Below are 12505 nucleotides of genomic sequence, written 5' to 3'. Positions count from 1 at the left end.
GAGGCTAACGCCTCGCCCCTGCCGCAGCACTGCCCCGGCACTGCCGCGACCGGCCACCGCGCCCGCACCGCCGCCGGGTCAGTTGAGCAGGAAGTCGATCACGAGGCGCTCGAACTTGTCCTTCTGCTCGATCATCGCCCAGTGGCCACAGCGGGAGAAGGCGTGGAGCTCGGCGCGCGGGAGCTGGCGGAAGGCGAAGTGGGCCTGCTCGTAGGGGAGCATGCGGTCGTCGCGGCCCCAGATGAGCATGGTCTCCTGCCGGATCTGCGAGGCGCGGGCGTACAGCGGTGTGTAGGCGTTCTCGGGCTTGAGGATCGAGCCGAACACGGAGTACATCCGCTCGACGGCGCCCGGGGCGGTGGCGGCCTCGGTGCGGGCGCGGATGAGGTCCTCGTCCACGACCTTCTTGTTGCCGACCATCGTGTCGACCCAGGCCGCCATGGCCTTGTCGGACGGCTCCGCGAGGAATTCGAACAGCCGACGCGATCCCTCGCTCGGTTCGGGCGTGAACAGGGGAGCAGCCAGGCCGCCGGGGCCCATGAGCGCCATCTTGCGGACCCGGTGCGGGTAGGCCAGAGCGGTCTCGCAGGCGACGTTGCCGCCCATGGAGTTACCGATGATGTCGACCTTCTCGATGCCCTTGGCCTCGCAGAACGTGTCGATAGCCTCGGCGGCGATGAGCGGGTAGGCCTTCTCCCACTCCAAGTCGGAGCTCTTCCCGAATCCCGGCATGTCCAGCAGGATGGTGTGGAAACGCTCGGCGAAGACGGGGAAGTTGCCGGCGAAGTTGGACCACGCGGTCACGCCGGGGCCGGATCCGTGCAGGAAGAGGACGGGGACCGCGCTCTCGGGCTCGGCGACGCTCTGCTCGCCCGCCTCGTGGTAGTGCAGCTCGAAGCGGCCGGCGGTGATGGTCTTGCTGGTGGACTCGAAGTCGAGGGCGCTCATGCCCCCCACGCTACTAGAACACGTTCTAGGAATCCCACCGTCGTCCGAAATTAAGTCAGCCGCGCGGGGAGTCCCTGAAACATCCCCGCGCGGCGATGGCGAAACTCTAACCTGAAATCGCGCTGGGTGACAAGTCGGTAACAATTATGACGGTGGTCACATTGCCGTGCCCGGCCACGATGCCGCTGGCCAGCATTTATGAAGTGCCACATATGGACGGTCGGTGTAGATGGGGGAGGCGATGACCGACTGGCCACCCCGGCCCCACACCCGGCCCGACCCCAGTCCCACGCCCTGGCCGCGCGGCCGCCGGCCCCGCGATCACCTCATGACGCGGTCGAGGAACGCGGTGGCGTCTGGGATCGCCGCGTAGACGGTCCCGCTGTCGACGCACTCTGGTTACGCGCGCCGCGCGGGTAGGTTGCCAGCCCTACAAGGCAGGAATAGCGTTGCTGCAAACACGTTGGCTAATTCCAGTAGAACTCGATCACTGCCGATCCCTCGCGCTCGCAAAGGGATCACAGCGGCGCCAGCCGTGTACTGCAAGCCGAGGTAGAATCATCCCCGCTCGCGCGGGGACTACTCGAATTGTGCCCCGCAGGTACGACAGTCCTCGGGACCATCCCCGCTCGCGCGGGGAGCACCACGGCCGCACCGCGATCGCCACGTCCGCCGTCGGACCATCCCCGCTCGCGCGGGGAGAACATGGACGGCACCCTGTGGGCACGTCCCGCGCGGGGACCATCCCCGCTCGCGCGGGGAGCACGCTACCCCTGTCGCGTCGGCGGGACCATCCCCGCTCGCGCGGGGAGCACGCGAGCAGGTAAGCGGGGTGAAGATCCAGCTGGGACCATCCCCGCTCGCGCGGGGAGCACCCCGAGCCTGTCGAGGTGGTCAGGTGGTGGCGGGGACCATCCCCGCTCGCGCGGGGAGCACGAGACCGGCGAGGTCTTCGCGGACCAGCCGCAGGGACCATCCCCGCTCGCGCGGGGAGCACCGCTACGTGCAGATCGGTCGGCAGGCCCGTCTGGGACCATCCCCGCTCGCGCGGGGAACACACTCCGGACCGCAGGCAGACCAGCCGCCGCGGGGGACCATCCCCGCTCGCGCGGGGAGCACGGAGAACGTGTCCGCACCCGAGGAGATGAACACGGACCATCCCCGCTCGCGAGGGGAGCACGCGTACGGGGGAGACCGGTGATGTTTGCTCGTCCGGACCATCCCCGCTCGCGCGGGGAGCACCGATCAATCCACTGGGGCATAGGTGGCGTAAAGGAACCATCCCCGCTCGCGCGGGGAGCACTCGATCCCGATCGTCAAGGAGACGCGGGTCGTGGGACCATCCCCGCTCGCGCGGGGAGCACCTGCCCGTCGTCCAGTACCTCTAGGCTGGCCCGGGACCATCCCCGCTCGCGCGGGGAGCACCGGGTGTCGGGGCCGTGGCGGTTCCGTGAGGCGGGACCATCCCCGCTCGCGCGGGGAGCACGTTCATCGACGGCCAACTGGACCTGACCGACCGGGGACCATCCCCGCTCGCGCGGGGAGCACAGGGTGTGGTCGATAGTGCCGCCGACGAACAAGGGACCATCCCCGCTCGCGCGGGGAGCACGTGTTCGGTCCGGTCATCGTCGCGGCGGCGGACGGACCATCCCCGCTCGCGCGGGGAGCACGGTATCGCGTTCCCGTCGAAGGTGTTCGCCGGGGGACCATCCCCGCTCGCGCGGGGAGCACCGCCGCCAGGTCGCCCCGATGCCACCGCACATTGGGACCATCCCCGCTCGCGCGGGGAGCACACGATGTCCTCGAACACCCAGTGGCGGACCTGGCCCACCGCCGCACACCCCTGGGACCATCCCCGCTCGCGCGGGGAGCACATCGCTGACCTCATCAAGGGCGAGCTCGGGGCGGGACCATCCCCGCTCGCGCGGGGAGCACAGGAGCGCGACGCCCGCAACGCCGCCGAGGCCGGGACCATCCCCGCTCGCGCGGGGAGCACACCCGCAGGTGCTCGGGGTTGACGCATCGGCGGGGACCATCCCCGCTCGCGCGGGGAGCACGCGGTGCGGGCCTCGGCGGCGGTGGCGGCGCGGGGACCATCCCCGCTCGCGCGGGGAGCACGTCGCCACCTGATGTGTGTGACGACGGACACGAGAGACTGCCCGTAGGCGGTCACGAAGGTGCCCGCTGGCGGACGTGAGAGTTGCCCGCTGGCGGTCATGGGATCTGCCCGACACGACATTGTTTCCCGGCCCGCTTGGGCGGTTCGGGGCCCCTCCTCGGGTGCGATAGCGGTGCTGAAGCGCCCATCGCCCCGAGGAGGGACAACATGAAGTCTGCCGAGGAGATCATGGAAATTCTCGAAGCGTTTGATCTGACAGGGTCGTATCGGGATGCCGGCGAGCTCGCCGGGGTCTCGCACCACACCGTTGCCCGCTATGTGACTGCTCGTGATGCGGGCCGGTTGACCGACAAGCCGGCGGCCCGTCCGCAGTTGATGGACGAGTTCATGCCGAAGGTCGAGGAATGGGTGGAGCGCTCCGGCGGCAAGATCCGCGCGGACGTGGTCCACGACAAGCCGCTCGCGGTGGGGTTCACCGGCTCGGAGCGCACCACGCGTCGGGCGGTGGCGGCGGTGAAGAAGTCCTACCGCGTGGGCCATGCGCGGGTGCACCGGCCCTGGGTGACCGAGCCGGGCCTGTGGTTGCAGTACGACTTCGGTGACGGTCCGGTGATCGACGGGGTCAAGACCGTGCTGTTTTGCGCGTGGCTGGCGTGGTCACGGTTCCGGGTGGTCCTGCCGATCCGCGACAAGACGGCCCCGAGTGTGTTCGCTGCCCTGGATGTGACGTTGCGCCGCCTGGGCGGGGCGCCGACGTATGTGCTGACCGACAACGAGAAGACCGTCACCGTTGAGCACGTGGCCGGGATGGCGGTGCGCAACCCGCAGGTGGTGGCGTTCGCCCGCCACTATGGGGTCACGGTGCTCACGTGCGAGCCCGCGGATCCGGCTTCCAAGGGTGGTAGCGAGTCCACGGTCAAGGTCGCCAAAGCCGACCTGGTGCCCAAGGAGACGAACCTGCGCGGCGAGTACTCCTCGTTCGCTGAGCTGGAGGAGGCCTGCGAGCAGTGGTGCGAGCAGATCAACGATCGGGAGCACCGCGTCACTCGGCGAGCGCCAGCGGAGATGCTCGCCCAGGAACGGGCCCGCCTGCACACCGTGCCGACCGAGGCATACACGGTGGCGCTGGGGGCGACCCGGCAGGTGCCGGTGAACTCGCCGATGGTGACGTTTGAATCCGGACAGTACTCGGTGCCGCACACGCTGCTCGGTCAGACCGTGTGGGTCCGCGCCTATGGTGCCGGCGCCGGCGAGCAGATCGTCGTGGTGCACGTCGGAGCGGATGGGCCGGTGGAGGTGGCCCGCCACCCGCGGGCCACCCCGGGCAGCCCACGACTTGCCGATGCGCACTTCCCGGACGCCCCGGCCGGGGCCCTGCACCGCCAACCCAAGGCCCGCAACGCCGCGGAGGCGGCCTTCCTGGCCCTCGGCGACGGGGCCCGACTGTGGCTGACCGAGGCCGCCGCCGCGGGCACGGCCAGGATGCGGGTGAAGATGGCCGAGGCCGTCGCCCTGGCCAAACTGTTCGACCCGGGCGAGGTCGACTGGGCGCTCGGTCACGCGGCGCTGCACAGCCGGTTCGCCGAGGCCGATCTGCCGTCGATCCTGAACCACCACGCCGCCTCCGGCGGTGCCGGCCAAGCCCACACAGCGGGTGAGGACCGGTCGCTGACCCAGGGCACTTCCGGATGGGCCGCCCTCGGCGGGCAATCACCGGTGGCCGCCGATTCTGAGGAGGTAGACCGATGACCGCCACCGAGGTTCCGGCGCTGGGTGTGCCGGCCAGTCCGCCGCTGCCCGCAGACCTGGATGCCGTGTTGCGGCGCCTGAGACTGCCGCACATTCGCCGCCACGCGCCCGAGGTGATCGCCACCGCCAAAGCCCAACGCTGGGACCCGGCCGAGGTGCTGCGTGCGCTGTTGGCTGAGGAGGCCAGCGGCCGCGACCGGGCCTCGCTGGCCACTCGACGCGCTGCCGCCGGGTTTCCCACTGGCAAGACGTTCGACGCGTGGGACGAGTCCGTCTCCTCGATTCCAGCACCGACTCAACAGGCGTTGCGGACGCTGGAGTGGGTGCACCGCAAGGAGAACCTCGTCGTCTGCGGGCCCTCTGGGACCGGCAAGACGTTCCTGCTCGAGGCCCTCGGGCAGCAGGCGGTCGAGGAGGGACTGAAGGTCTCCTGGTTCACCCTGGAAGACCTCGGCGTTCTCCTGCGCAGTCACCGCGCCGACGACACCGTCACCAAGGCCATCGCCAAGATCCTGCGCGCCGACCTGATCATCGTCGACGACATCGGACTGCTGCCGGTGGCCACCGACGCCGCTGAAGGGCTTTACCGCCTGGTGGACGCCGCCTACGAAAAACGAGCCATCGCGATCAGCTCGAACCTGCACCCGGCCGGCTTCGACGAACTCATGCCCAAGACCATCGCCACCGCGACAGTGGACCGGCTCCTGCACCACGCCCACGTCTGCCAGACCAGCGGCGACTCCGTCCGCCTCTCCCAAGCACTCGCAGGCCAGGGGGTGAAGCCCTTGGCCTGACAACCCGAGGACCCGAGATGGCCAGCCCCTGGGCAGATCCCATGGCCATCTCCGGGCAGATCTGGTGACCGTCACCGGGCAGGTCTCAAGACCGCCCCTGGGCAGAACTCACTGGCCCTTGACATGTGTGCCACCGAACAGGGGCGGACCATCCCCGCTCGCGCGGGGAGCACTAGTGGGCCGACGCCTCCCGGCCCTGCCAGACGGGACCATCCCCGCTCGCGCGGGGAGCACGGTGTTTACCTGCACGTCGGCGAACTCGGCGAGGGACCATCCCCGCTCGCGCGGGGAGCACTCGCGTCAGGCGGACCCGTCACCTGGGAGCACGGGACCATCCCCGCTCGCGCGGGGAGCACCCGGCCTCCGGGAAGCGGGTGCCGTGGTTGGAGGGACCATCCCCGCTCGCGCGGGGAGCACTCGCTGCGGGTTCGGCTGACTGCGCCACCGCCGGGACCATCCCCGCTCGCGCGGGGAGCACCTCCACAATCCGCCGAGTCAGATCGTCTACGTGCGGACCATCCCCGCTCGCGCGGGGAGCACGAGTTCACCCTTGGTCCCGTAGGTGGCATTAAGGGACCATCCCCGCTCGCGCGGGGAGCACCGGCGACTAGGGCGTGTCTCCCATAGCTGAGCGGTGACCCGCGAGACCGTGGCCGTATGGGGCAGACGAAGTCACGATTTCGCCAGTTCACCGACGAGCAGTGGGAGCGGATAGAGCCCCTGCTGCCCTCCAATGAAGGGCGGCAGGGGCATCCGTTTCGCGACAATCGCAAAGTCGTCGAGGGGATCATCTACCGCTACCGAGCAGGTATTCCCTGGCGGGACCTACCTCGCGAGGAGTTCGGTGCGTGGCAGACCGTGTGGAAGCGTCACGCCCGCTACGCCCGGGACGGGACCTGGGATCGCATCCTGCACGTGATCCTGGCCGATGCCGACGCAGCCGGAAAGATCGACTGGAACGTCTCGGTCGACGCCACCATCTGCCGCGCTCATCAGCACGGCACAAATACAACGCGCCCTGAGCAGGACACAGGGGGCAGGGTCGAATCACAAGAACCGGCCCTTCCGGGACTGTGAACCCGCAGGTCATGGCATCGGTCGCTCGCGAGGAGGGCTGACCACCAAGATTCACAGTGCCGTCGACGGCCGCGGCCGACCGCTGGCGAACGTGATCACCGGTGGGCAACGAAACGACGGCGCGATGCTGGCCGAAGTCCTGGCCGACATCCACGTCCCACGCCACGGCAAGGGCCGACCCCGCACCCGCCCCGACGCGGTGATCGCAGACAAGGCCTACTCGTCTGGCACGATCCGACGCCAGCTCCGCAGTCGCGGTATCGCCGCTGTCATCCCAGAGAAAAGCGACACCATCGCCGCTCGCGAACGCCGCGGCAGCCGCGGTGGCCGACCCCCGAAACTCGACACTGACCTCTACAAAGACCGAAACGTCGTCGAGCGTTCCTTCGCACTGGCCAAGCAATGGCGAGCGCTGGCCACCCGCTACGACAAACTCGCGATCACTTACCGCGCCGCCGTCACCCTCTGCGCAATTCTCACCTGGCTACGCCGATTGGGAGACACACCCTAGCTCCGGGAATCTTCCACGATCACCTGGGCCAGGCCGGCATCGATCATAATTCGGCGGAGGCAGCCCACGTCGAGGAAGCATTCACGGCGTCCATCATCGTGGCGTGGGGGTTGGCGGTGACCATCGCAGTGTTACTGGCGCTGCTGGTGAGTTGGTATCTCACCCGGAGAGTTCAACACTCCGTCACCGCCGTGACCTCCTCGACTGCCGAGATCGCCAGTGGACGCTACGACACGCGGGTCGTTAGCCCAGGCCTGGGCCGCGAGTTCGACGATCTCGCCGACAGTGTCAACGAACTCGCCCGACGGCTCGACGCCACCGAGACCACCAGACGCAGAATGCTGGCCGACCTCGGACACGAAATGCGCACACCCCTTGCCACACTCGACTCCTACTGGCAGATAGGGCTTGTCGGTACCGCGGGTCCGGCGAGTTGGTACCGCCATTCCGGCGACCCGGAACCGGCCCGTGTGTGAAGCGGGCCGGCACCGCAGGGGGTTACTCCCAGTAGCCGGTAGTGGCTCGGGCTTGGTCGTCGCGCTGTCGGCGCATGTCGACTTCGCCGAGGTTGATCTCGCGGGCGTTGTTGGCCAGGCGGTTGACGATGGAGTCCGCGGCGACCCGGTCAGGCAGCGCCTCGAGCCAGTACGCCGGCCGGGATTGGGAAGCGATCATCGTCGGCAGCCGGTGCTCCCGGTTGGCCAACACGGCGAACAAGTCGTTCGCGGCCTCAGGATCGATGCCCACGGTCAGGAAATCGTCGATGATCAGCAGCTCCACGTCCGAGAGGTCGTTGAGCATCTTCTGGTGGCGGATGCCGTCGCCGCGGGCGATGACCAGCCGCCGGGCGAGTTCGTCCATGCGGGCGTAGGTGACGGTGTGCCCGTTCTGGCAGGCGGCGATGCCGATCGCGCAGGCCAGGTAGGTTTTCCCGCCGCCGGTCGGTGAGAGGACCAGCAGGTTGGTGGGGTCTTGGCGCCAGTGGTGCCCGGCGTAGCGTTTCATCCGCACCGGGGTGATCCCGCGTCCTTCCTGGTAGTTGATCTCCGCGATCGAGGCCTGCGGGATCGGGAACTTCGCCGCTCGGATCAGCTTGTCGATCCGGTGGGCCTGGCGCTGGTCCAAGGCGTCGTCGACGGCGGTGAGAAAGATCTGCTCCGGGGTGAGCTCGTCATTGGCCTCATCGCTGATGAGCTCCTCGAACCGGGTCGCCACGTGCGTGATGCGCAGATTGCGGAACTTCTGGTGATCGATCTCGGTGAACATCACACGCCCTCCCCGCTGCGGCCGCGCGCATAGTGATCGGCCGAGCGCACCTGCACCGCGCCGTCGTCTCGGGCTCCGGCCGGTGGCGGGGGCTTTCGTGTGGCCGCCGCCGGGACCACGGGTCGGGGCGCTTTGCCGTCGGAATCGATGGTGGCCATGACGCGTTTGAGCACGCTGTAGCTGCCGACGCTGTTCTGGTTGAGCAGCACTTGGCAGGCCGCCTCGAGCCGCTGTCGACTTCTCTTGCCGAGAGTTTCGAGAATGTTCTGGCAGTCCAGATAGCCCTGCGCCTCGATCACGTGACGATCCAGGATCTGGGCGATCACTTTCTCGGTGGCGGGGCCGAACCCGCGGGCGCGGTCGGTGAACCACTGCCGCGACCACAGGCCGTCGATACCCTGGTGCTCTTTCGGGGCGTGAGCCAGCACCGTCGAGTACTGGCCCTTGCGGCCGTGGCGCCGGGAGTGCTCGCAGACGACCTGGTCACCGTCGAAGAGCGTCACCGACTGCGCGGTCAGGCGCACCCGCAGCAGCTGACCGGCGAAGGTGTACGGCACCGAGTAGTACTGCGACTCGCAGGAGACGTGATAGTTCCGGCCGACCTTGAGTTGCTTCCATTCCACCGTGGCGAACCCGTCGTCGGGCAGGGCCGCCAGCAGCGGCGCTTCGTCGGACTCGAACCTCTCCCACCGGGTCGTACCGTCAGCCCGGCGAATCTGGGTGTTGATCTCGGCGACGCGGTCGGCGATCGCCGCGTTCAGGGCCTCGACGGTGGTCCACACCTCCTCGGCGAGGTAGCCGATGACGCGTTTGTTGACCACTTCCACTGCTGACTCTACGGCTGCCTTGTCGCGGGGTTTTCGGACCCGGGCCGGCACGATCGCGGTGCCGTAGTGGTCGGCCAGCTGCTGGTAGCGGACGTTGACAGCCCTGGCCGCCTCCCCCTTGTTCTGCCGGTGGGTGGCGGTGGTCGGGTTGTCAGGCACCACCATCTGCGGTGTCCCACCGAAGAACGCGAATGCGGCGACGTGAGCGTCAATCCAGGACGGCGATTTCATATCCGTGAAGCCGCGGCAGAACACCGCACCGGAGTACGGCAGGACGGCCACGAACAAGTACAGCTTGGTGACCTCTCCGGTGACGGCGTCGAGGACCTCGAGGGTGTCGCCGGCCCAGTCGACCAGCATCGTTCTGCCGGGTTCGTGATGCAGCGTGGCCACGACGTCCTTGATGCGGGCGTGCTCGGCGAACAGGGCGCAGTACTGCGAGTACCCGTACTTCTTCCCGGCCCCGGCGGGGTCGGCGAGATATTTGCCCCAGGCCTGCTGGATGGTGAAGTGCCGGTTGAACTTCATCGACGCCAGCACCCGATCAAAATCGGGCTTGGCGTAGTCCTCCGAGACGCGTTTGCGCCCGTCGGGGAACATCCCGGCGATCTCGGCCGGGTTCATCGACGACGCTTGGCCGGCGGTGATGCCGTACGCGGTGATCGTCTTCTTCACCGCCGCGATCTCCCGACGCGAACACCCGACGGCGGCGACGATCTCGCTGTAGCTATGCCCGGCCAGCGCCAACGTCATGATGGCCTTGTACTCGGCCACATCAGCCTCCTCAAATAGGAAGAAGCGGCGCAGTCGCGCCGCCTCACCCCGAGCAGACCACCCCGCCCGCCCCAAGGAGTACCGAGTCGCCGGAATCGAAGTACCGGATCGCCGGACTAGGCGTACCCACTGGCCCTATCTGCCATCCTACCTCGAAGCCATCGACGACGGCATCCACACCTTCGACGACGACGTCCGAACCATTCTGTGGTCGGCTACTCGGCGGCTGGAGAGACTCGCCGCGGACATCGTCGACGTCTCCCGCGCGGAAGAACACCTCACCCGCCTTCGCCCCAGTCCGACCACTACTCGGACGCTGGTCACCCGTGCGGTCGACGCCGTCCGAGAACGATACGAGAACAAGGGAGTCCAGCTACACACCCACGTCGACGACGCACCGGTGACGGTGGACACCGACCGCATCGGACAAGTGCTGGGCAATCTCCTGGACAACGCACTTCGCCACACCCCCGCCGGCGGCACCGTCACCGTCATCAGCGGGCAGGTAGGGCGCCGCCACGTCSAGATCACCGTGTCGGACTCCGGCGAAGGAATCGCCCCACACCACCTCGACCACCTCTTTGACCGCTTCTACCGAGCCGACACCTCACGCGGCCGCCACAGCGGCGGCAGCGGTATCGGCCTGACCATCACTCGCGCACTCGTCGAAGCCCACGGAGGGCACATTCGAGCGCACAGCGACGGGCCCGGCCAAGGTGCGAGCTTTACTGTCGAAATTCCAAAGCCGGACTAARGACGACTCAGGTGGCCGCCGGGCCGAGGGGGTCAGGGGCGGTCATGCCAGTACGCCTGAGAATCCGTCGGTGGCGTCGAGGTAGCCGACATCGCGCAAGGCCGCCTCGAGAACCCGGACATACGGAAGATGCAGTTCGGTAGCCATGCCATCGAGAGTCGCTCGGGCCGGCAGGCCGCGCAGACCGCGGGTGCGCCACAAGTACAGATTCTGGCGGGTGATCCCGATTCGGCGGGCCAGCTCGGCCTCACTGACGCCGTAGGTGTGCTTGTGAGCATCAATGAGCTCGACCAGGCGAGAGGTCTCCATAGTCCCGAGTATTCGCCTGCGCTGAGTATGTCGTCAAGTAGTAGTGGACGCTCTCAACAAGTACTACTTTACATAACGTCTGGTTATCGGCGTCAATTTGCCTCCTGGTGAGAGCGCGACAGAAGGGCGGATTCGGCAGAGTCGGGAGTTGGGCGGTCGGGAGGCCGATTGGTGTTGCCCCTGCTGCGTGACCGGGTATCGTGGGGTGTGAGCGCGACACCGTGGGTGTCGGGCCAGTCGCAAGGCCAGGTGCACTTGGGGCAGACCGGGACCCTGGCCTTACGCATGTCCGGAGTTGGTCAGCTGCCGGTACCCAGCTCTACTTCGTACAGGCAGTGTTCCAGTTTCAGCCGGTAGGCCCCGTTTCCTTGATGGTGGGCCCGGACGGCGCCGGCCACGATGTCGGCGGACCACAGGAGCGGCTCCTGGCTTCCAGCCACGTGCTGGACGTGGAAGCGCGTACCTGCGGGGAGCGAGAACCGCGCTCCTTGGACTGTCTTGATGTCGCGCTCATTGAGCTGGACCGTTCGAGATTCAATCACCAGGTCCGTGACCGAGTAGCTGTGCAGCTCGGCAACGAGTCGGGTCAGACACATCGCCCGAGGACTTCGGCGAGTCCGAGGTGGGCGACGAGTGCCACATGGCGTGGGCCGGCGGTGGCGATGATGTCGCGCTGCACCTCGTTGGTACCGCCGCCAGGGGAAGCGATGCCAGAGAAGCGCCAGAAGTACGACCGGGAGTTCCGTGAGGGAGCGGTCCGGATCGTCGAGGAGACCGGGAAGCCGATCGCCCAGATCGCCCGAGACCTTGGGGTCAACGCGGGCACCTTGGGCAATTGGGTCAATCAGGCTAAGGAAGCTCGGGAGGGCACAGAAGGCCTGTCCAGGGGCGACATCGAGGAGCTCAAGCGGCTGCGAGCAGAGAACGCGGAGCTGAAGATGGAGCGTGATGTCCTCAAGCGATCCGTGGTCCTGTGGGTCAAGGAGGCGACGAAGTGAGCGTGGCACGTTTCATCGCCGACCTTCAGGACCAACTACCGAGTGCCACACACTCTGGTGTGCGCCCTGCTGGGCGTGTCGCTGGCGTGGTTCTACAAGTGGCTCAAGCGGGCCACCGGGCCGGAGGCGGCCAGCGGTCTGCACACCGAGCGTGACCGCCGCCGCGAGGTCGTCGACCAGGCGGTCGCGAAGGCGTTCACCGCCGCAAAGGGCCGGCATGGATCCCCTCGCCTGTACTTCGACCTTCGTGACGAGGGCTGGCAGGTCAGCGAGAAGACCGTGGCCGACTCGATGCGCCGCCAGGGCCTCGTCGCACGCCGCATCAGACGCCGCAACGGTCTGACCAGGCAGGACAAGACGGCCCCGAAGTTCCCCGACC

Annotated in this window: 8 protein-coding genes, 4 pseudogenes and 2 CRISPR repeat arrays; of the genes and pseudogenes, 7 read left to right on the top strand and 5 right to left on the bottom strand. The window is 67.9% G+C overall.

The features are described from left to right. Nucleotides 1-78: 78 nt before the first annotated feature. On the bottom strand, nucleotides 79-948 hold the full coding sequence (locus tag G6R20_RS13575; RefSeq protein ID WP_163376685.1) for an alpha/beta fold hydrolase: 870 nt from the start codon (nucleotides 946-948) through the stop codon (nucleotides 79-81). A 554-nt stretch (nucleotides 949-1502) separates the two neighbouring features. Further along, nucleotides 1503-3066: direct repeats of the CRISPR family, unit length 29 nt; unit sequence GGGACCATCCCCGCTCGCGCGGGGAGCAC. 208 nt (nucleotides 3067-3274) lie between these two features. Between G6R20_RS13575 and istA (G6R20_RS13570) the strand changes: the two genes are divergently transcribed. The 4 genes and pseudogenes from istA (G6R20_RS13570) to G6R20_RS13555 all read left to right on the top strand — a co-directional run. After that, complete coding sequence (istA, locus tag G6R20_RS13570; RefSeq protein WP_163376684.1) at nucleotides 3275-4816, top strand: IS21 family transposase; 1542 nt, start codon at nucleotides 3275-3277, stop codon at nucleotides 4814-4816. After that, nucleotides 4813-5610, top strand: a complete 798-nt coding sequence (istB, locus tag G6R20_RS13565; RefSeq protein WP_061917874.1) for an IS21-like element helper ATPase IstB — start codon at nucleotides 4813-4815, stop codon at nucleotides 5608-5610. The genes istA (G6R20_RS13570) and istB overlap by 4 nt, the downstream gene beginning before the upstream one ends. Before the next feature lie 144 nt (nucleotides 5611-5754). After that, nucleotides 5755-6211: a CRISPR direct-repeat array (repeat unit 28 nt; unit sequence GGACCATCCCCGCTCGCGCGGGGAGCAC). A gap of 56 nt (nucleotides 6212-6267) precedes the next feature. Beyond that, nucleotides 6268-7198: pseudogene (locus G6R20_RS13560) on the top strand (IS5 family transposase). Next, nucleotides 7153-7593 (top strand): annotated as a pseudogene (locus tag G6R20_RS13555) (HAMP domain-containing protein); the annotation flags it as partial. The pseudogenes G6R20_RS13560 and G6R20_RS13555, both read left to right, overlap by 46 nt. 103 nt (nucleotides 7594-7696) lie before the next feature. Here G6R20_RS13555 and G6R20_RS13550 read toward each other — a convergent pair. Both G6R20_RS13550 and istA (G6R20_RS13545) read right to left on the bottom strand, forming a co-directional pair. Continuing rightward, a complete protein-coding gene (locus G6R20_RS13550) occupies nucleotides 7697-8464 on the bottom strand; it encodes an ATP-binding protein (RefSeq protein ID WP_006898359.1) in 768 nt (255 codons plus the stop codon). Next, entirely contained in the window at nucleotides 8464-10065 is a 1602-nt protein-coding gene (istA, locus tag G6R20_RS13545) for an IS21 family transposase (protein ID WP_163376683.1), read from the bottom strand. Before istA (G6R20_RS13545) ends, G6R20_RS13550 begins: the two co-directional genes overlap by 1 nt. Nucleotides 10066-10204: 139 nt before the next feature. On the opposite strand from istA (G6R20_RS13545), the pseudogene G6R20_RS13540 reads away from it, so the two are divergent. Then, nucleotides 10205-10819, top strand: a pseudogene (locus tag G6R20_RS13540) (HAMP domain-containing sensor histidine kinase); the annotation flags it as partial. Nucleotides 10820-10861: 42 nt separating this feature from the next. Here G6R20_RS13540 and G6R20_RS13535 read toward each other — a convergent pair. Both G6R20_RS13535 and G6R20_RS13530 read right to left on the bottom strand, forming a co-directional pair. Further along, entirely contained in the window at nucleotides 10862-11128 is a 267-nt protein-coding gene (locus G6R20_RS13535) for a hypothetical protein (RefSeq protein ID WP_067715495.1), read from the bottom strand. A gap of 299 nt (nucleotides 11129-11427) precedes the next feature. Then, nucleotides 11428-11724, bottom strand: coding sequence for a hypothetical protein (locus tag G6R20_RS13530; protein ID WP_163376681.1), 297 nt, complete (start codon nucleotides 11722-11724; stop codon nucleotides 11428-11430). Between the two features lie 111 nt (nucleotides 11725-11835). On the opposite strand from G6R20_RS13530, the gene G6R20_RS13525 reads away from it, so the two are divergent. Both G6R20_RS13525 and G6R20_RS13520 read left to right on the top strand, forming a co-directional pair. Continuing rightward, a complete protein-coding gene (locus G6R20_RS13525) occupies nucleotides 11836-12126 on the top strand; it encodes a transposase (protein WP_069389795.1) in 291 nt (96 codons plus the stop codon). Beyond that, nucleotides 12123-12505 (top strand): annotated as a pseudogene (locus G6R20_RS13520) (IS3 family transposase); the annotation flags it as partial. The gene G6R20_RS13525 and the pseudogene G6R20_RS13520, both read left to right, overlap by 4 nt.

The organism is Dietzia sp. Alg238-R159 (assembly GCF_900537145.1).
Lineage (GTDB): Bacteria > Actinomycetota > Actinomycetes > Mycobacteriales > Mycobacteriaceae > Dietzia > Dietzia kunjamensis.
This window is presented reverse-complemented; position numbering and strand designations above follow the sequence as displayed.